Annotated in this window: 18 protein-coding genes and 1 tRNA gene; 8 read left to right on the forward strand and 11 right to left on the reverse strand. The window is 55.4% G+C overall.

All coding sequences use genetic code 11. The features are described from left to right. A partial coding sequence (locus BUB22_RS16900) for a hypothetical protein (RefSeq protein ID WP_217650369.1) occupies positions 1 to 199 on the forward strand: 199 nt, incomplete at its 5' end. On the opposite strand, the gene BUB22_RS09585 is transcribed toward BUB22_RS16900, so the two are convergent. From BUB22_RS09585 to BUB22_RS09630, 10 genes are all read right to left on the reverse strand, one after another. After that, positions 189 to 1,187, reverse strand: a complete 999-nt coding sequence (locus BUB22_RS09585; RefSeq protein WP_073114938.1) for a fibrobacter succinogenes major paralogous domain-containing protein — start codon at positions 1,185 to 1,187, stop codon at positions 189 to 191. The two genes, BUB22_RS16900 and BUB22_RS09585, sit on opposite strands and share 11 nt — an antisense overlap. 26 nt (positions 1,188 to 1,213) lie before the next feature. Next, the gene (locus BUB22_RS09590) at positions 1,214 to 2,812 is read right to left on the reverse strand and encodes a hypothetical protein (RefSeq protein ID WP_073114939.1); all 1,599 of its coding nucleotides are present in this window, start codon (positions 2,810 to 2,812) and stop codon (positions 1,214 to 1,216) included. Between the two features lie 128 nt (positions 2,813 to 2,940). Then, a complete protein-coding gene (gene nrdG / locus BUB22_RS09595; RefSeq protein WP_073114940.1) occupies positions 2,941 to 3,498 on the reverse strand; it encodes an anaerobic ribonucleoside-triphosphate reductase activating protein in 558 nt (185 codons plus the stop codon). Position 3,499: 1 nt separating this feature from the next. Then, entirely contained in the window at positions 3,500 to 3,646 is a 147-nt protein-coding gene (gene nrdD / locus BUB22_RS09600) for an anaerobic ribonucleoside-triphosphate reductase (RefSeq protein WP_072808836.1), read from the reverse strand. Between the two features lie 25 nt (positions 3,647 to 3,671). Next, on the reverse strand, positions 3,672 to 6,002 hold the full coding sequence (locus tag BUB22_RS09605) for an anaerobic ribonucleoside triphosphate reductase (protein WP_073114941.1): 2,331 nt from the start codon (positions 6,000 to 6,002) through the stop codon (positions 3,672 to 3,674). Positions 6,003 to 6,343: 341 nt separating this feature from the next. Next, positions 6,344 to 7,126 (reverse strand): SIMPL domain-containing protein, encoded by a 783-nt coding sequence (locus tag BUB22_RS09610; protein WP_073114942.1) that lies wholly within the window; start codon positions 7,124 to 7,126, stop codon positions 6,344 to 6,346. Positions 7,127 to 7,158: 32 nt separating this feature from the next. Then, the gene (locus BUB22_RS09615) at positions 7,159 to 8,628 is read right to left on the reverse strand and encodes a sodium:solute symporter (RefSeq protein ID WP_073114943.1); all 1,470 of its coding nucleotides are present in this window, start codon (positions 8,626 to 8,628) and stop codon (positions 7,159 to 7,161) included. Positions 8,629 to 8,630: 2 nt separating this feature from the next. After that, positions 8,631 to 10,481, reverse strand: a complete 1,851-nt coding sequence (locus BUB22_RS09620) for a sensor domain-containing diguanylate cyclase (RefSeq protein ID WP_072808844.1) — start codon at positions 10,479 to 10,481, stop codon at positions 8,631 to 8,633. Positions 10,482 to 10,497: 16 nt separating this feature from the next. Continuing rightward, the gene (locus BUB22_RS09625; protein ID WP_073114944.1) at positions 10,498 to 11,613 is read right to left on the reverse strand and encodes an LptF/LptG family permease; all 1,116 of its coding nucleotides are present in this window, start codon (positions 11,611 to 11,613) and stop codon (positions 10,498 to 10,500) included. Next, a complete protein-coding gene (locus tag BUB22_RS09630) occupies positions 11,610 to 13,010 on the reverse strand; it encodes an LptF/LptG family permease (protein ID WP_073114945.1) in 1,401 nt (466 codons plus the stop codon). Before BUB22_RS09630 ends, BUB22_RS09625 begins: the two co-directional genes overlap by 4 nt. A 64-nt stretch (positions 13,011 to 13,074) precedes the next feature. On the opposite strand from BUB22_RS09630, the gene BUB22_RS09635 reads away from it, so the two are divergent. The 6 genes from BUB22_RS09635 to BUB22_RS09660 all read left to right on the forward strand — a co-directional run bounded on the left by BUB22_RS09635 (position 13,075) and on the right by BUB22_RS09660 (position 19,232). Beyond that, positions 13,075 to 13,929 carry an outer membrane protein assembly factor BamD gene (locus BUB22_RS09635; protein WP_073114946.1) on the forward strand — a complete coding sequence of 285 codons (855 nt, stop codon included), beginning with the start codon at positions 13,075 to 13,077 and terminating at the stop codon, positions 13,927 to 13,929. A gap of 7 nt (positions 13,930 to 13,936) precedes the next feature. Then, positions 13,937 to 14,986, forward strand: coding sequence for a hypothetical protein (locus tag BUB22_RS16720; RefSeq protein ID WP_073114947.1), 1,050 nt, complete (start codon positions 13,937 to 13,939; stop codon positions 14,984 to 14,986). Continuing rightward, positions 14,986 to 16,653: a PHP domain-containing protein gene (locus BUB22_RS09645; RefSeq protein ID WP_073114948.1), complete on the forward strand. Its 1,668-nt coding sequence runs from the start codon at positions 14,986 to 14,988 to the stop codon at positions 16,651 to 16,653. Before BUB22_RS16720 ends, BUB22_RS09645 begins: the two co-directional genes overlap by 1 nt. 119 nt (positions 16,654 to 16,772) lie before the next feature. Next, complete coding sequence (locus BUB22_RS09650; protein ID WP_073114949.1) at positions 16,773 to 17,705, forward strand: PD-(D/E)XK nuclease family transposase; 933 nt, start codon at positions 16,773 to 16,775, stop codon at positions 17,703 to 17,705. A 60-nt stretch (positions 17,706 to 17,765) separates the two neighbouring features. Beyond that, positions 17,766 to 18,176 carry a hypothetical protein gene (locus BUB22_RS09655; RefSeq protein WP_073114950.1) on the forward strand — a complete coding sequence of 137 codons (411 nt, stop codon included), beginning with the start codon at positions 17,766 to 17,768 and terminating at the stop codon, positions 18,174 to 18,176. A 72-nt stretch (positions 18,177 to 18,248) separates the two neighbouring features. After that, a complete protein-coding gene (locus BUB22_RS09660; protein ID WP_073114951.1) occupies positions 18,249 to 19,232 on the forward strand; it encodes a rhomboid family intramembrane serine protease in 984 nt (327 codons plus the stop codon). Positions 19,233 to 19,251: 19 nt separating this feature from the next. Here BUB22_RS09660 and BUB22_RS09665 read toward each other — a convergent pair whose 3' ends face one another. Beyond that, positions 19,252 to 19,938 carry a tetratricopeptide repeat protein gene (locus BUB22_RS09665; protein ID WP_073114952.1) on the reverse strand — a complete coding sequence of 229 codons (687 nt, stop codon included), beginning with the start codon at positions 19,936 to 19,938 and terminating at the stop codon, positions 19,252 to 19,254. A gap of 118 nt (positions 19,939 to 20,056) precedes the next feature. On the opposite strand from BUB22_RS09665, the gene BUB22_RS09670 reads away from it, so the two are divergent. Further along, positions 20,057 to 20,129, forward strand: a tRNA-Thr gene (locus BUB22_RS09670). The last annotated feature ends 29 nt before the right edge of the window (positions 20,130 to 20,158 follow it).

Raw genomic sequence — 20,158 nt, forward strand, 5'->3', positions numbered from 1 at the left:
TTGTCTCCGTTTTAAAAACAAAAAGGACCGCCCCGCATTGCACGGAAGCGATCCTATAATAGCACCCTTTCTGGTGTTGGAGACAATATACAAAAGTGCGAGCAGAAAAACAAGTGGAAAAATAGATGACTACTGCACCTCGGAAATAGCCGCTCAAGTAAACTTAGTGACCGCTGCTGTCGTCGCCTCTAGTCCTTGAGGCAACGAACAGAAAACCCGTAGTCCTTGTAGTTGAAGTCCAGGTACGCATCGCCGAAGTAGTAGTTCAAGTCCATGAGGTACGCATTGTTGCTATTGCCCTCTGTAGAACTCCAAAAGTACGCGTCGTCGCCCTCGACGCTGTAATCCCCGTCGTTGTTCCTGTAGCCGGCAGGGAGCGCGGAGAAGGCGAAGGCATCCTCGTTGATGATGCCTCTATACGCCTTCCAACCTGTTGTAGACTTGAGCATCTTGCCAGCGGTTGATTGACCGCCGACTGCCGTGAACAAAGTTTCGAATTCCGCTTTTGTTGGCAAGTGCCAGCCACTCGGACACACTCCCTGTACCGGATAAGTCGGTGAACAGGCCTTGCCTTTGCCACAACCCTTACTATTTGCACTCCATGTACCCACGCTGTCCATAGCCGCCGCCCATGTGTAAAGGCGACCGTACTTGGAGCAGTAGCTTGCATTGTCAGCATAACAATAGCTGTTCGCAGTTTCGTAGTTGAGATTCTGGGCCATCCAAGTTTGCGTGCCGATGGTGACAGTCTTGTACGTCTGCCCGTCGCGGGAATCTATCATGGTTCCGGCCGTCACTTCGGCAGGCTCAGTGACCTTGCTAGAAGATGATTCTGCTTTTTCTGAACTGCTCGACTTTGTCGAACTGCTAAATGCGACAGAACTACTTGATTTTACACTGCTGCTGGACACACTTGTCTCGCTATCGCTCGACTTCGGTGTGACGCTGGATGACGACGATTTGGCTCCGCTGCTGCTGGACTTTGTCGAACTGCTACAGGATCCTTCGTGGCTATCGCTACTCAGGATGACGCTCTCACTGCTGGATGACGATTCGTCACAATCCTCGCACACACTGGAAGACGAACCTTCCGAAGGGCGAGTCGCAAAATCGCTGTCGTCATCGCCGCAAGCAGCAAGCATCGCGGCAAAGGATATGGCAATACAGCCGACAAAAAGTTTTTTCATCGTGTTCACCTATTTCCCCAAAAAAACTACGGCCCGGCAGGTATCATATCGTGGCACATTCCTACTGCCCCGATTCGCTCAATGAGGAATTCTCCCGTAGTCCCGGCCGCGCCCGAGAACTTCAGCCTAACAGAAGCAACCTTTTTCAAGGCATCCGTTAAATCGGGGCTTACGCCAGCACCGCAGTTGTTCTTGAACTTTTCCCAGACAAAATCGCTGATTTTTTCGCTTGTAGAAGCCGGAACGCTCGCCACAAAGCTACACGACCCCATCGTCGGGATTGCACCGTCTTCAAGACCAAGCTCGATCTCGAAATCAATAGATGATTTGTACTGAAGGCAAATTCCGCCCCACGGAGAAACATTCACACCTTCCTGTTCTTCGTTCCAGACATTAAAAGCCACACCCGCATAAGGTTTTTCGTAGCCATCTCCGAACTTGACTCCCAGCTCAATTCCGTGGTGTTTTTCAATGAGTTCCGGGAACGGAGAACCATAAATTAGCGTATCAATATCGGACGGGAACTGAAGTGCAGAAGCCCCTCCTTTAACGCGATCGTTAAATTCATACCAGTACCCAGAAGTGCGGCTGTCACCACCCGTTTCAACTTGACCTTCACCGCGGTCGTTATAGCCATCCCAGAGCATGTTCCCGATAATGAGTTTGGCACTGGAAGACGATTCCACAACGCTAGACGAAGAAGACTTCGGCGCAACAGCGGACGAAGACACCGGAACGCTACCGGAGCCGCACTGTCCGAGCGACCCGATTTTCTTGAGAAGGAAATCACCCGTATCTCCCGCCTTGCCATTGAACCGCAGGTGGACCGCAGCCGCATTTGCAAGGACCTTAGATGCATCGATATCCATTCCAAAACCGCAACTCGAGCCGAACTTGCTCCAAGGGATATCGACCATTTTCACGGAATCCGAGGCGCTTAGATGGTAAGCAAGTTGACAGTCAATCGTCAAAGTTCCATCTTCTGCCTGAAGCCAGACATTGAAATCGAGGTCAGAAGAATATTCTAAGCAAAGACCACCCCATTCCGAGACATCGGCACCTTCCTGTTCCTCATTCAGGATGTTGAAGCCGAGGCCTACGTGCGGAACTTCGGCACCAGCGCCCAAAACAACCTTTTCCTTTATTCCGCCATAGGTTTCCATCATGAATTCGTAGCAGGTGCCGGTATACCAGTTTTCGTCACACGCTTTTTTAATGTCCGGCGGAAAGGTAAACTTCGAGGAGCCGCCATCGTCAATGTCGTTGATTTCATACCAATATCCCGCCATTTCACCGTCACTTCCGGTCACTACGCGACCTTCCTCATCAGCGGAACCGTCCCAAAGGAACTTAGGCCAGACTCCCCCCGAAACCAGGGCGCGACTTTCGCTCGAAGCGACTGAAGAAGAAGACTCCTTTACCTTGCAGCACGTCGTATCGGGCGGAAGTTCGCTGGAAGACGACGGACTGGATTCATCGTGACTGTCGCCACTCAGGATGACGGCAGACGAGGAAGAACTTTCGTTTCCGGAAGTATCCGGGGAAGTGGACGAAGAATCGTCACCGCAAGCCGCAAGCATCGTGGCAAAAGAGACGGCAACACAGCCGGCAAATAATCTTTTCATGGATTTTCTCCCTTTAAGGCCCTAAACATTTTGTTTTCTTAATATAAATTAAAAATTCCCGCCTTTACCGGGCGAGAACTTATTTTTTTTGCTACGGGAATGCCACAATCCCACAAAAAAGGCATTTTTTACCCGAAATGCCAGTCCGGATGTTCTTCCATCTCCTGAAGCTGGATCTTGTGAAGCACCACGTGCCCTTCGGAAAGGCTCTTCTGCACGTCGATGATGCGCTGGTTGCTGGACCCGCGGAACTTGAGTTCGAGCGACTTTTTCGCCATGACGAACGGGCCGTCGATGAGGATATCGGCATACGAGAGCAGTTCCAGAAATTCCGGTTTTTCCTCCCAGTGCTGCTGCAGGTACTCGAACGTGTATCCCGTGAAAATCACGAGATTCTTGTCGCGGTCCTTGATGGCGCTTGCAAGCGGGATGAGCGCCGCAGCCTGGTCCATCGGGTCGCCACCGCTGAACGTGACACCGTCCAGAAGCGGGTTCTCGTCGAGCATCGAGAGGATTTCCTCGATATCAATAAAATGACCCCCGTTGAAATCGTGGGTCTGAGGGTTCTGGCACCCGGGGCAATTGTGATGGCACCCCTGGGTAAACACTACCATGCGGATTCCGGGACCGTCCACGAAAGATTCGGGCTCGATACCGGCAATCCGCAAACGCGGGTATTCGTCCATGTTATACGCCGTGCTTCACGCGGTCGTTCACTTCGGCACGCTTTGCGTTGTTGAAACGGTCAACCGTACCCACGAGGTAACCCGTGATGCGGCGGATGCGTTCGAAGCACACGCCTTCGCCATAGAGAGATTTTTCTTTTTCGGACATGTTTTTACTCCTTGGTTAAAATGGTTTATCTAATGCCACGGAAAGCAGGCATTCCCGGAAACTTCTTCCGGAGTTCGTTCAGTTTTTCTTCAGAAATGTAATGGCCTTCGCTACGTCCGCAACGGGGGCAGGTGTCACCGATGACTCCCACGAAACCGCAGACCGGGTCGCGGTCAACCGGGTGGTTGATGGAACCGTAACCGATACCCACCTCGGCCATGTAGCGCACGATCTTCTCGAAAGCGTCGAGGTTCTGCGTCGGGTCGCCGTCAAGCTCGATGTAGCTGATGTGGCCCGCGTTGGTGAGCGCGTGGTACGGGGCTTCGAGAGCGAGCTTCTTGAAGGCCGAAATCTTGTAGTACACCGGCACGTGGAACGAGTTGGTGTAGTAGTCGCGGTCGGTAACGCCCGGGATAATGCCATACTTCTTCTTGTCCATGCGGACGAAGCGGCCCGAAAGGCCTTCCGCCGGCGTAGCGAGCAAGCTGAAGTTGAGGCCGAGGCGCTTACTTTCCTTGTCGCAGAAGTCGCGCATGTGGCCAATAATCTTGAGGCCGAGTTCCTGGCTGGCTTCGGATTCGCCGTGGTGCTTGCCCGTAAGCATGACGAGCGTTTCGGCAAGGCCGATAAAGCCGATGGAGAGCGTGCCGTGCTTGATGACCTCGCCCACCGTGTCTTCCCAGCCGAGCTTGTCGGAATCAATCCAAACGCCCTGCCCCATGAGGAACGGGAAGTTCTTGACCTTGCGGCGGCTCTGCACGGCGAAGCGTTCCATGAGCTGGTCGCTCACGAGCTGCAGCATGCGGTCGAGTTCCTTGAAGAACAGGTCCACCGAGCGCATCTTGATGGCGATGCGCGGAAGGTTGATGGAGGTGAAGCTCAGGTTGCCGCGGCCGTAGGAGATTTCGCGGGTCGGATCGTAGTTGTTGCCGATAACGCGGGTACGGCAGCCCATGTAAGAGATTTCGGTTTCCGGATGGCCCGGCTTGTAGTACTGCAGGTTGTACGGAGCATCCTGGAAACTGAAGTTCGGGAACAGGCGCTTCGCGCTCACCTTGCAGGCAAGCTTGAACAGGTCGTAGTTCGGGTCGCCCTCGTTGAGGTTCACGCCCTTCTTCACGCGGAAAATCTGGATCGGGAAGATGGCAGTCTCGCCACCGCCCAGGCCCTCGTCCGTAGTGAGGAGGAGGTTACGCATGACCATGCGGGCTTCCGGATCGGTGCACATACCGTAGTTGATGCTAGAGAACGGAGTCTGCGCACCGGCGCGGCTGTGCATGGAGTTCAGGTTGTGGACAAACGCTTCCATCGCCTGGAAGGTAGCCTTGTCGGTCTCTTCGTAGGCCTGCTTCTCGGCAAACTTCTGGGCCTTCATCACCATCTCGGTATCGAAGGTCTTGGAAAGTTCGCGGGCTTCGGTTTCCACGAACTTCTCGTTCGGCACGAGGGTCGCCACCATGCCCATCTGTTCCATTTCGGAATGGAGCTTCTTCACGATAGGCATGATTTCCTCTTCTTCCTTGCCGGTGAAGAGGATGAGGGCCTTCACCATGTTAGAGAGGTAGGCCTTGCGGTAGGTGATGCGCACGCCGTTCGCCATCGCGTAGTCGAAGTTCGGCACCGACTGGCCGCCATGCTGGTCGTTCTGGTTACTTTGTATGGCAATCGCCGCAAGGGCAGCGTAGCTGCGGATATCCTTCGGTTCGCGGAGATGGCCGTGACCGGTATTGAACCCGTTTTTGAACAACTTAATAAGGTCAATCTGGCAGCACGTCATGGTGAGCGAGTAGAAATCCAGGTCGTGGATATGGATATCGCCATCCATGTGGGCGCGGCTGTGCTCGGGCTTGAGCATCATCATCGTGTAGAAGTGCTTCGCAGATTCGCTACCGTACTTGAGCATCGTGCCCATCGCGGTATCGCCGTCGATGTTCGCGTTCTCGCGCTTGAGGTCGGATTCCTTCGCGGAACTGAACGTGATGTCGCGGAGCGTGTGCATGAGGCGAGTGTTCACCTCGCGGATGCGGGTACGCTCGGCACGGTACAGGATGTAGCTCTTGGCGGTATCGGCATAGTTGTTGTCGGTAAGCGCCTTTTCGACCGCGTCCTGGATCTCTTCGATGTCCGGCTTGGTCTTGCCTTCGGCCTCGAGGCGGCCCACGGCGTAGGCGGCTACCTTTAGAGCAGTACTGCTCAAAACGTCTTCGTGGCCAAGCAGGTCAATCTGTTCCTGGGATGCCTTGATCTGTTCGTTGAGTTCGCCAGAGGCGCGGAAGGCCTTGATAATGGCGTCAGAAATCTTCTCGATGTTGAACGGCATTTCGCGGCCGTCACGCTTCCTAACTGTAAAAATCATACCAATCCAAAAAAAAGTTCAACACACTACATCTTGTGCAAGAGGTCGAACCGCCACCACAAGATGTAGGTAATAAGATAATAAAACATTTTGGCAAAAGAATGATTTTTTTCAAAAAAACAGTAATTTTTTTGTAATAATACGAAAAACTTATCAACAACTTGTAAAATGGTTGTAGCCGGACCTCGACCGCTGGTCGGGTTTTGAAAAATCCAACTCCCTATGGCACAAACATTTAGCCGTTTCGGGGGCTCCGGAAAACTATTCACACCCCCAAAAAGGGGCTATTTTCGCCCCAGCGGGTTGACAAGGGAAAGCGGTTTGAGCAGTAGTTTTGGGGGTTACTTCAGTTCCACGACAATACGGACAGAAGCGCTGACCTCGACGGAATCGGCGATGGCGTTTTCATCGGGGCCCATTTCGGCAGCGCCATCCAACATCGCCGCTTTCGCCATCATGAGGCCATTCGTGCGGTACCTGCGATTGTAGGTAATTCCGCCGCCTTCCCCGTTAATCTGGAGAACGCGACCGAGCTTGGCGTCAACACCTTCGGCATAGTCGCGGGCCTTCGCCAGCGCCTTCTTGCCCGCAGCCTTGATAACCTGCGACTGGACGCCATCGACATCCTTAAGCTGGGCCGCCGTCCTATGGATTTCGACATCCGGCTCGGCCGCAAGCGCCTGCACGAGAGCGGCGGCATCAATTTTGCGATTTACCGTAATGACAAAATTCTGCGTGGCCACGTAGCCAACAAGTTCCCGCTTTCCACTACGGTACGACCATTCCTTGCGGACATCCACGCTGTTCTGCTCCACGTTGGACTGCGGAATTTCAAGCGACTTCACGTTTTCGAAAATCACAGAGCGGCGTTCCGCCAGACGCCTGGTTACAGTTTCCTTGTCCCTGCCGCGGATTTCAAGGCTAAAGCCCATCTCGAACTTGTCGGCGGCAAACTTCTTGGACTCCGAAACCGAGACCTCGATTTTCGGGACGTCGTACACCGTCGTACCGTCAGAAGAAACCGCAGGTACAACCGCGGGTTCGGCCTTCACTGTGCGGATAAGGACGCACGCGCAGGCAATCAACAACACGAGACAGATGATGTTAAGCAGTTTTGCAATCATCGTTTAGACCTCCTTTTTTTGGGAAAATCAACTTATTTCTTCGCGAACAGGAGCGCCGCAAACTTGAGCACGACGGCGACGAGCACGGTGGTCGTCATGCTGATGAACGGCATCCACGGCCAGCTGAAGACTTTATCAAAAACGGCAGGCACGCCAAAGGCGGGGATACCCTGGATAAGCACGAGGCTCCCCATGCCGCAAAGTACGGAGGCAATCACCTGCCAACTCTTGAGGCCCTTCACGAAGAACGCGAGGAGGAACATGCCGAGAAGCGGGCCTGTAAAAAGTCCCGTAAAGAAGAGGGCGTTCTTGAGGAGGCTCCCCTGCTGCGTTGCGGCAAAGAGTGCAAAGAACACGCCGAGTACGCCCCAGACCACCGTCCAAATTTTAGCACGCTTGAGCCCGCCCATTCCCGCAGATTCGTCCCAGCCGAGAAAATCGCGTTCGGACGTATTGCTGAGCGAATTGATGGAACTAGAAAGGCTGCTCATGGCCGCCGCGCAAATGGCGGCGACAATCAATCCCGTCACACCAGACGGAAGGCCGTTCACGATAAAGTACGGGAACACGTCGTTCTGCCCGACACTTTCGGGGAGGCTAGCGACATGCGCCTTCTGATAATAAACGTAAAGAGCGGCGCCCACCCAGTAGAAAAGAATCGAGACAAAGCAGCCGAGCACCATCGAAAGCACGCTTGAACGGTTCGCCGCCTTCACGTCCTTGCAGCTCAGATAACGTTGTACAAACTGCTGGTCACACCCGCGTATCGCAATTTCAAGAATCGCATAAGCAAAGCCCGCCGAAATAAGCGTGCGTGCATTGGATACATCCATCGAGGCGTCCCACCACTTTGTCTTGCCGGCCTCGCTCGCCATGGCCGCCATCTCGCCGAAACCGCCTACCGCGTTCGAGATAAGCACGAGCACCAGGACGCCACCGCCAAAGAACACGCAGAACTGCATCACGTCGGTCCAGATGACGGCCCTGATACCGCCGAACCACGTGTAGAAAATTGCGACCGCGGCAGAAACGACAATGGCCAGTTTCAAGTCTATGTGCAGGATTTGCGCCAGCACGAGCGAGGGCGCATAAAGCAATATACCCGTACGCAACAGCAGGTGCAGACTGTAGAACACCGCGGCAAGCCGGCGCACAGCCTTCGAGCCGAAACGCACTTCGAAAAGTTCGTACGCGCTGGAAATGCCCGACGTGCGGAACCGAGGAATGAACACAAAGCCCACGACGACGATGCTCAGGAGAGCGCCAATCTGGAACATGAGGAACGTCATGTTGTCGCCGTACACGTCGGCTGGAGCACCGAGGAATGTCGTCGCGCTCACGGATGTCGCGATGAGGCTTATGCCCACGGCGACCCACGGCATGGAACCACCACCGAACATGTATTCCTTGAGATTCTTGTTGCCGCGGGAAACCCACAGGCCAATAAACAGCGAAAGCAACAGGTAGGCAGCAAGCACTACCCAGTCAAGCAACGTAAACACGACTAGACTCCCTGCTCAACGGCAACGTGCTCGGCCGTCTTGTCGGTGTACTGGATAACCTGGTTGCGGCCGCCTTCCTTCGCCTTGTAGAGCGCCTGGTCCGCATAAGTTACCGCCTTCTTCATGTCGTGGAAATCGGGCGTCACGAGGAAGGCGCCGATGCTCACGGTCACGCGGAGGGGGTCCTGCTGGTGCACGTCGAACTCGAGCTTCATTACCGCATGGCGAATGCGTTCCGCCGTCTCGATCATCCCTTCGGGGGTCGTATCGACAAGGCCAACGACAAACTCCTCGCCACCGTAACGGGCGACAATGTCTATTTCCTTGCGGATTTCGCCACTGATGGCACCCGCGATTCCCTTGATGACCACATCGCCGATGGGGTGGCCGTAGGTATCGTTCACGTTCTTGAAGTGGTCGATATCCATCATGAGCACGCCGATATTGTACTTCTGGCGGTCGGCTCGAATCTTCTCGGTACGCAGGTTCTCGTGGAGCGTACGGTGGTTGATAAGCCCGGTAAGGCCGTCGCGCGTCGCGAGGTCCTTGTCGCGTTCCACCTGGCAGGCACGCGCATACGCAAAACCCGCAACACCCGCAAAAGCCTTGAGCAGGTTCATCTCGTGTTCGGAATAGCGGTCGCTCCGGCGGCTTTCAAGACAGATGGCGAGTTCTGCCTGTTCCGCGTTCGCGTCGGAAGGTACCGGCATCACGAACAGCTGGCGGATATCCATGTTCTTCTTTTCCTGGCTGTCGATACGCGGGATGTACGCATTGAACGCCGACTGGTTGAACGTGCGTTCTACCGGACGGTTATGGTACAGCGCGAGAATCGCAAGGCCCTTGTCGGAAAGCGTAAATGTCTTGTTCTCGAACTGGTCGGCATCGATACCGTAGCAGCTCACTACGCGGCCCGTACGTTCCTGGTGCAGGTTGTAGTCGTTCTGGCGGTCGAGGGCCAGAATCATCATGCGGTCGAAGGGAATGTTGCCCTTCACGTATTCCGAAATCTGGCGGTAGATTTCCTTCACCGACATGTTCTTGAAGAACTGGTGCTGGTAATGGTACAGCACGCTGAACTGCTGCTGCTCGATGTAGTTCTTCGCCGAAACAAAACTCTTGAAATAGAGCGTATAGAGCGTGCTCGCGATGTAGGTAAGCGCCTGCGCCGTATGCTGGTTGAACGCACTCGGGTAGAGCGAATCCATCACGACAGCACCCACGCGGTTCTTGCCGCGGTCAAGCATCGGGACCGCGACTACGGACTTGATCATCGGGTTATCGATGTAGTAGAGCAGAGGCTTGCCGCCCGAAAGGTCGCCCTCGAGCAGGCGGTTCACGTCGAGGCGGAAAAGCTGGCTGATAAGGCCCGTATTCTCGGTAATCTTCACGTCGGTCGCAATCTTCGCCTCGGGATTCGAGCAGGCATACGCGCGGATTCCCCACTCCTTCATGGAATTGAGGGGCGAAAAGACCACGAGGGAATGTACGTTCGGGACAATGCGCTTGAGGCCCTCGAGCATATCACCGAAGGCCTTTTTCACGTCGGCATCGGCGCGCGCCCACACCTGGTTTACACGGAGGGTCGAACCGGGCTCGTTGTAATCGGTCTCGGAATCCCCGAAGGAATTCTTGAGTTCGGGCGTGACGGCAGGGGTAATTCCCGTAGCGCGCACTGCACTCCCCACCACAGGGAGCGACGCGGTCTTTCCGCCGGGAATACGCGGCAGGTTCATGTAACCGAGAGCCGCGGCGACACCCGCAAAGGGGATCAGGAACAGGAACATCCCTCCCTGGAGCGAAAGACCCAGGAGGAAGCCTGCAACAACGAACAAGATTATCGACATCTGCATCTGCGTCCTCTGAAACTTACAGCCGGAATGAACGGTAGAGCATGGAGCAGGCGACTCCCGCGAACAGGAAATGGCTTATCCATGCGGCAAGGAATGGCGACAGCGCCCCGTTTTCACCCATCTTCAATCCGATTCTTTCTAGAATATAATAACTAAAAACGAGCAACAGGCCAACTCCGAACTTCTGGGATAGCCCTCCAGAACGACTATACCTGTGGCAAAGGGCCGCCCCGATGAGAAGCACGATCAGGTTCATCCAGTGGGCCGAGCGCTTGAAGTGCAGCGAGGTTTCCATGGCACGCGTATCTTCACCGGAGCGTTTCAGCACCTCGATGCGTTCCATCACCATCTTCGAGTCCATCTCGTCGGAAACCTGGCGTTCGTTGATGAGGTCCTCGGGCCGGGTAAACACCTTCCCGAGCATTTTTTCCCTGTGGAACGTCAGTACCGTCACCGAGCCGTCCTTGTTGAACACGCGCTTCATGCCGCGTTCGAACAGCCAGCACGGTTCCTCGCGCAGGGAATCGGGCTTCGTGGTATCGGGTTCGAGCCAGCGCACCGTCTTCGCGTCGTAACGTTCCGCAAGCCTTCCCTGCTCGCGCAGGAGCAGCACCACGTCGCGGCCCATCTTCGCCTTGCCCGAATAGAACTTGAAGAACCAGCTCGCCTTCTCGCTGTCGATAAACGTGAAGTCGTTCTTTTCCTTGATGCGCGGGTTCTTCTTCTTTTGCGCGTTCGTCTCCATGATTTCGAGGCGCTTGTGGTTCGCGTCGGGCAGCCAGTGTTCGCTCATCTCGTACGAACCTATCGAGGCGAGCACGCCCAAAAAGAATATCGGGAACAGCGTCTTGAGCGGGCTCTGGCCCGAGCTCTGCATGGCGCTCATCTCGAGATGGCGAGACATGTTACCCACCGAAGCCAGCACCGCGATAAACATCGAAACCGGCGTGATAAGGTACAGCATGTACGGCAGGTAGCAGAAGTAGTAGTCGAGAGCGTCCTTCGTATCGCGGGCAAGCCATGTCTTGATGTTGCCCACGAAGTCAATAACGGCGAACATGAAGATGGCACCGATGGTCACGATAAGGAACATCTTGAGGAAATTCCAGACTAGGTACCTTGAAAACTTCATGCGCGGCCCCTCCCTATGGAGCGGAACTTGCGGCCCGCCGCCCTCATGAACCTGAAGAACTTGGAATCGCCGGTAAAGCGGTCACGCACCATCGCCACCGTAATGAATATGCCGAACACGCCGATGATGATGTTCGACGCCCACATGGCAAGTTCCGGCGAGATGATAAGGCGGTCGGCCAGGTTCTCGCCGCCGATAAGGCAAATCCAGTAAATCACGAAAAACGCAAGACTGTAGATGATGCCCGTACCGATACCGCCCTTGCGGGCCATGATACCGAGGGGAGCACCGATAAGCACGAAAATGAAGCACGCGAACGAGGTGCTGAACTTCTTGTGGATTTCGACCAGGTACTGCGCGGCACGCTTCTGTTCGGATTCCATGCGGCCCCACAGCCTCTCCGTATTGCGCAACGAAGAAATCTCCTGCATGCGCAGGCGTTGCAGGGACTTGCGCCTCTGGACAGAATCAGGGAACAGCGCACCCTTTGCATCTTGAGGCACAATGCTATCGCCCTTCACGTAGTCGCGGGTCGCGACGAGGGTCGGCAGGCGCTTTTCGAAGGCGACCTGCGATACGGTATCGTACTTCGCGCGGGCCTCGTTCACCACGTCCATCATCATCTCGACGGGCATCTCGCGGTCACTGCGGTAACTGCGGCTCCTGCGTTCCAGGCGGTCGTCCACGTTCTGCAGGGCAAGGTCCTGCGAGAAGAAGCGGATTCGGAAATAGTTCTCGGGCTTGTCCGGGTCCACCGTATGCGTCTCGCCACTGCGGAGCCTGAACATGAGGGTAGCACCGTTATCCACGTAGTCGAGCGTCGCACTGTCGGCATAGACAATCCTCGGCGCGCCCTTTTTTTCCATCTCGTACACCTGGATGCCGTAAAGCACGCCCGATACCGGGTCGATGCGGTTTACCCACAGGTGTACGTCCGGGAACTGCGTAATCAGGCGCCCCGCGTCGATAAACACGTGCGGTTTCTTGCGCGAGACCGCGTTCATGAGTTCTACGGAGCGGTGGTTCGCCTCGGGCAATACCCAGTTGTTGAAAAGAATCATGAGCACCACAAGGAGCGAGGCCACAAGCATCACGGGGCGCATGAGCGACAAGGGGGAAACACCTGCCGCCTTGACCGCAGTAATCTCGTGGTCGCCCGAAAGGCGCCCGAAAGCCATGAGGCATGCGACAAGCACCGCCATCGGAATCGAGAGCGAAAGCATCCATGCGAGGTTCAGCGCGAATATTTCGAGCACCGTCGATGCGGGCAGGCCCTTCGACAGCACGTTATCAAGAATTTTTACAAGAAAATCGACAACAAACAAAAACGTTATGCCAAAAAGCGCCGCCAGGAACGGACCAATAAGCTCTTTCAACACATAACGGACTAGAATCATTTTTCCTTACGTTCGATTTTTTCTACTTTAACGGTGAAAAATTAGAATTAACCGAAGAAAAAAAATGAAACTGACCCTAAAGACAGCACTGTTCTCAAGCATTTTTCTTAGCGTAGCCATTTTTAGCGGCTGCTCCTCCGATTCTTCGGGCAGGGTAACGCACACGCAGTTCTGCAAGAACAAGTACGACAAGGCCGAAGAGCTCTTCAAGAAGGAAAAGTACGGACGCGTCATCGACAAGGCCGAAGAAATCATGAGTTACTGTGCCGGTACGGGCTACCTGGAACAGACTTCGTTCCTGCTCGCCGAGAGTCACTTCAACCTGGAAAACTGGATCGAGGCGCGCGGCGAATACGGCAGCTTCATCGCGAACTTCCCCGGCTCCCCATTTGCGGAATCCGCCGAGTTCAAGAAGGCCATCTGCTCGTTCAACATGGAATTCCGCGTGAGCCGCGACGAGGCGAACACCACCGTCGCCATGAAGGATTTCGAGCGTTACCTCTCGAACCATCCCGATACCCCGCTACGCGATTCCATAAACTATTACTACGGGCTACTCGTGGAACGCATCGCCGAGAAGGAATTCCAGACGGCAAGACTCTACCTGCGCATGGACAAGCCGCAGGCGGCAGTCATCTACTTCAAGGAATTCCTCGAGACCTACCAGCAGTCCAAGCGCCGCAAGGAAGCGTTGTTCCTCACCTCGCAGGCATACACCGACCTCGACCAGTTCGAAGCCGCACGCGAATACCTGAACATGGCTAAGCTCGAACTCAAGGATGACGACAAGGACGGTCACAAGCTCCTCAAAAAGACCGAAAAAAAAATCGCGAAGGCCGAAGAAAAATTCGAGAAGCGCATGAAGAAGGATTCCGAAAAGAAGCGCATCCTGAAAGAAGAACGCGAAATGCTGAACTAGGTCTCTTATGCGTCATGCGGGTTTCAAGTCCATCCTCGTGCTATTCGCCACGCTGCTCTGTGCGACGGGCGCAATCGCCGATGACGAGGAATCCAAGCCCACACGCGACCTTTCCAGGCTTTCCGTTTTTGCGCAGCCTTCCATTTCATTCCTGAGTTTTGACCAGCGCAAGTATTTCCAGAACGCCGTCGACACCATCTACGCCGAGTTCAAGTCACAGGCGGTCGACGCCGAGGAATCGCTGTACGTGGCAAAGCAGAACTTCCAGAAGGTGAACTTCTGCTTCCCGGTCACGGCAGGCCTACAGTACCAGGTGACGGACGGACACTTCTTGAGCGCGGGCATAGGGTTCATCTACGACAACGAATCGGTGGTGCTTTCTGACCGCAAGAACAAGGCGCACAACTACAGTTACACCATCCAGGGCGTCCCCGCATTCTTGGAATACAGGCTCGCGATACCCGGGAACCTCATCACGCTTTCGAACGGTGGACTGTTCAGCGTCGCCGTACGCTGGTACTGGACTCTCCCCGGAACGGAAATCTACACCACCTGGGGCAAGCTCGAGGCAAACAACAAGCCCTGGGGCGCTGGCTTCGGCGTGAGCCTCGGGTACCTGATAGCAAGCTGGAACGGACTCAACGTGTTCGGCGACATCGGGTTCAGCACCATCAAGGTGGAATCGAAGGAAACGTTTGCGGACATCGTTCCGGATGGCCCGACCGAGAAGGCCAAGTGGGATATCGGAGGCCTGCAATTGCAGATCCGCATGAGCTTCGGGCTCATCAAGATGCCCACAATGAAGCTCGAGGACGCCGTCGCGAAAGGCAAGGATGCAAAGGCGAGCAACGCGACAGCCGTCGCCGACACGACTGCAGCGCCGAAGCCGGCCACCGACACGACTGCAGCGCCGAAGCCGGCGGAAAAGCCGGTCGAGAACGCTACGCCTAGCAGCGAAGCCGCCGAGAAAAACGCCGGAGATGCCGCGGGTAATGAAACTGCACCGGCAACCACGGCCGAACCGCCTGCAGAAAAGATTCAACCGAAGGCGGAATAATGAGCCTGCTCCCGGGGGAAAAGCCGCAGTACGCGGAAACGCACTTCAAGTTCCGGCTGCCTTGGTCGCTGCTGTACAGGCCGTGGCCCGAAATAATCGTGGACGCGCCCTTCCAGTTTATACCCGGAGCGGAACCTACCCTATGGATAGTCGTGCGTGACGCGCACCGGTTCCCGACACTCATCGAGAAGATGGATGTTGAAATAAGTTCCAAGGGTTTGGCGGATGCTTCAAGTTTGTCAGGTGTTGCAAGTTTGTCGGATGCCAAAAGTTTGGCGGTCGCAAATTTCGTGCCAAACAGGACTATAGATTTAGACATTCGCGCTACGGAACAGTTCGGGTTTTTCCCTGTGAACCTGGGAACGCTCCCTGCGGGCAATTACGATATCCGTTGCAAGGTGACTGCCCGCCGTATTGACACGTCAACGAACGGTACTACAGACAAAGTAAGAACGTTTGTCCGCTGGAACCTGCCCGGGCTAAAACCCGCCCCGCTAAAGATACAGGTACTTGCGCAGGACCCGCCGAAGGCCCCCGGATTTATCGCCGGCGAAATGCACTGCCACACGCGATACTCCTGCGACCACGTGGAATACGGGGCCTCTCCCGCGATACTGCAACAGGCGGCAAAGGCCATCGGGCTCGATTTCGTGAGCTGTACCGATCACGCCTACGATTTCGCATTCTCCGAAGAAGACTACACGAAGGAAGCGCCTTCGCCCGCACCGCGCTTCCAGGCGCTCCGCGACGAGATTGCATCGCTCCCTTCCGGCGAAGGCATGCCCCTCCTACTCGCGGGCGAAGAAGTTTCTGCCGGCAACAGCAAAGGCGAGAACGTTCACATGCTCGCCCTCGCCCCGGACGGTTACCTGCCCGGGCTCGGCGACTGCGGGCGCTACTGGCTCGACAACAAGCCCACGATGAAGATTCCACAACTCCTGCAGGCGACAGGCGCGCACTGCTTCGCGGCGCACCCCTTCCAGCAGATGGGATTGCTCGAGAAATTCATCTTTAGGCGCGGGTACTGGAGTCACAAGGACCTGAATCTGGACGCAGCCCACAAGATACGCGGGTTGCAGTTCTGGAACGGAATTCGCGACGAAGGCTTCAAGCTCGGGCGCGAGTTCTGGATCGAAGAACTCGGCAAGGGGAACTTCTTGCTCCCGATTGGCGGCAACGATGCGCACGGCGACCTGAACGACACCACCTCCGTCGCGACGCCGCTCTGCACGCTCCGGCACACGCGCGACCATATCTTCGGGAAGGTGCGGACGGTGGTAAGCCCCCCTCGTCTTACCGGTGACGATGGCACCGTCATCACGCAAGAAAACATCAACGCAGCCTTCGCTGGCGACAACTGCTACATTACCGACGGGCCCGCCCTCTGGTGGGAACGCGCAAGCATCCACGGGAGCAAGGGAATCATATTCCACGCCCGCAATACGAACGACTTTGGCGGGGCATTCCGCTACATCCGCATATTCGGGCGCCGCTACACTACAGGCGGCAAGCTCGCGAAGCAAGAGGAACTCTGCATAGAAAGCCTCGTCGCCGCACCCGCAAGCAGCGACATCGAAATCCACTTCGACGACTTCGCCTACCTGCGCGCCGAATGTGAATCCGCGACAGGAAAGTTCGCCATGACCTCCGCCGCGAAGGCCCTCTGATTAAAACCAATAAATCAGTGATTTAAGCGATTAATCACCGGTATCCTAGCTTTGGACTTGTCGTTTTTCGCGCAAATTCGCCACCTTTCTTTTGGCACGATTCTTGCACCATAAGGGGGATGAGTCGGTTAAGTAAACAACTAATTCGGGAGAAGGTCGAGGAGATTCGGAAGCACAAGTTTTTCGACCCGACATACGACCCCGTATTCAAGAAAATATTCAGGAGCAAGACGAACCTAATGCACTTCCTGAACGCGGTCCTCCACCTGGAAGGCGAGAACCGCATCAAGTCCGTAGGGCACCTCAAGCCCGCAATCAAGATGCGTAACCTCGCAGGCAAGGAAAAGAAAATCCTATTCGACATCCACGCAAGGACTGCCGACGGGAGGTTCATCGACATCGAGATGCAACGTGCGACCCAGGAAGACTTCCTGGACCGCATCGAGCTATATTCCACGCTCCTTTCCGTCAACGCGAAACTCTCCCTGGATGCCCAAGCGAGCAAGAAACAGCGGAAAGAACACCCCTACCTCATGCCGACGGTCTATTCCATATGGATTTGCAACTTCCCGGTACCGTTCTGCAGGGAATTTCACGAAGAACTCGCCCTTTTCCGCACCTCCGACGTGGGAAACTCGCACCCCTTGACTATCTACCCCAAGAAAAGGTATATTATCATAGACCTGACCAAGTACATCCCGACGGAGGCGACTTCGCCGGAAAACCAGTGGATAGAACTCTTCAGGAACCTGCCGACGGCAAAGGCCGTGCCGCGGGGCATCGACAAGGTCGTGAGGGCAGTCTACAGGCAGTTACTGGTCAAGAAGGCTACAGAAACGTTCATAACGGAGGTCGCGACAGGTATGATCGACAAGGATGAATTCAATGCGTGCATGAGTTATGCCCGCCGCGAAGGATACGAGGAAGGCGAGGCAAAAGGCGAAGCTCGCGCGAAAAGAAAATTCGCTGCCCGAGACAAGAAGATTGCGGAATACTTCCGCTCAATCGGCGTCCCCAAAAAACACATCGAAACAGCAATGGCCATCAGGTAACTTTTTACTTGACAAAACTCCCTTTATCTACGATATCATAGTAAGATATAGGGAAATTTTATGGCAAGACCCACCTTCGGCAAAATTGCAGCAGCCGCATTCCTGATTGTTTGCGTAGCCCTTCTCGATGGTTGTGACGACTGCGGTAACTGTATTGACGGCATCATGGAAATGGACATGCCCCAGGAGGACGGTTCAACGAACTGTCTTTACTTCGGGGAATCGGAAAAGTTCATCTTCAACGTTCCTGCAGACAGCCTATGCCCCAACACGCTCCGAATCCGGAGGGAAGCGCTGCAGTACAAGGGAATAATGGGCCTTACCTTCATAGACGAGAGCCTAATCGCGGGAGGCACCGTTTTCTACAACCTGCCCGACTGCCTTGAAACGGAGGGCGAATTAGAAGGATTTGAATTCTCGACAGGGCTTTTCCTGTGCTCGCTCCTATACAGCGAAAAGGCGGTTCCCTGACTCACGGCGGCCCCGCCAAAGCAATAAAACACGCAACGGTTCCACGACAAGGCAATTTGCTATATTGAAAACATGCCCCGTCTGATGTCACCCCTACGCCCACGCTACATGCGAGTCCCTCCGGACCCGCACCGCGCAGACCAGGTACCGCAAGAAAACGAGAATCCCGTAGACACCCCCGCCGAGGAAGTTCCCGAGGAATCCTCCCGCATCGCAGAGGGTACTTACAGACAAATTCGCGACTACAGCCTGGTACTGCTGTCGCAGGGCATTGTCCACCGGCTAGAACGCAGCCCCGAAGGGCCGTTCGAGATTTTTGTCAAGCCGGAATACGAACCGCAGGCATTACACCAGCTGGAGCTCTACCGCAAGGAAAATCCCCCGAGGGAAGAAAACCCGCCGTTGCCGCTCAGCCTGAGCCTGCAACCCGCGTGGGTGCTACTCGTGCCCGTGGTCTGCACGCTTCTCGACTTTTCGGGCAAGGTCGCCCGCATGCATAGCCTCGGCCTTTCCGATGCCGACAAGGTAATGCACGGGCAGTGGTGGCGAACCATCACCGCCCTTACACTGCACGGCGACGCCCGCCACATTGCAAGCAACCTGCTTTCGGGCTACATCGTCCTCACCCTCTTGTCGTACCGCACGCCGCTCGCCCGTATGGCGCCCTTCCTCGCTATCGCAAGCGCACTTGCAAACTTCTGCACCGTCCTCACCGTGCAGACGGACTTCCGTTCCCTCGGGTTCTCCACGTTCGTGTTCGCCGCCATCGGGGCACTTGCCGTAATCGAGTTCAGGCTCATGCCCAGGGAGACCCACGGCCAGCTCCGTCGCTTCGCACCGCTGTGCGGAGCCGCCTCGCTCGCCGTATTCCTCGGGCTTGGCGAAAACGCCGACATTCTCGGCCACGCCTACGGGTTTATCGCAGGGCTCTTCTGCGGATTCATCCCCAAAAAGAAGGCGCTCCGCTGGGGAACGCCTACCAAACTGGTTGATCTCGTGTGGGTCGCTATCTATTTCGCGATTTTCGCTATCGGCTGGAAGTTCGCACTCGCCTAGCCCGCGAATCCGTTAAATCCTAGATGCTCGCGAGGAACTTCTTGGCCTTGTCGGCGTACTGCGTATTGTCGCCGTAGACCTCGATGATACGTTCGGCAACGTTCTTCGCCTTGTTCTTGGAGCCGAGTTCGTTGTGGAGCAGAACGAGCTTCCACATGGCATCCGGAACGAGCGGAGTTTCGTCGAGCGGTTCTTCCTTCTGGAAACGGTCTTCCTTGTCGCCCGTACGCTTGCCGAATTCGCTAACGAAGTCTTCGAGCAGTTTTGCGGCAGCGGAAAGGTCACCCTTTTCCATCTTGGCGGCGGCCAGACCGTGGATGGCGGCCGAACGCACGAGCGCGACATCGCCCGCATTGTCGATGGACTTCTGGAACAGCGCGATAGCACCGTCGTAGTCGGCCTTCTCGTACTTGATGTTGCCGGCAAAGAGGGCGGCCTTCGCAAGGGAGAGTCCCTTCACGTCGCCGGCCTGGATACGGGCTTCGAATTCGGCGAGGGCGGCATCCTTCTCGTTCGCGTAGAGGAGCGTGTAGCCCTTGCCCAGGAGCTCGGTCTGTTCGATGGCGGCAGCCTTGCGGCTGTCCCTGAACTGGACGATACCCGCGACAACCACGAGCAAAATGACAAGCCCAACGAGCACCTTGGTACCGTGCTGGACAAAAAATTCCTTGATTTCAGAATTATTCTGGTTAGATTCGTTAGCCATTTTCGACTTCCATTTTGAAATTTCGTAAGCCAAACATAGAAAAACTCGCCGACTTTGCCAACTGAAGGCCCCCCATCTTGACAAAAAAACGCCCTTTTGCTATTTTTGACCCCGCTATGCCACTCTAGCTCAGCTGGTAGAGCAGCTGATTCGTAATCAGCAGGTCGGCAGTTCAAATCTGCTGGGTGGCTCGAAAGCCCCGATTCCCGCAAGGAACCGG

The organism is Fibrobacter sp. UWCM (assembly GCF_900129735.1).
GTDB lineage: Bacteria > Fibrobacterota > Fibrobacteria > Fibrobacterales > Fibrobacteraceae > Fibrobacter.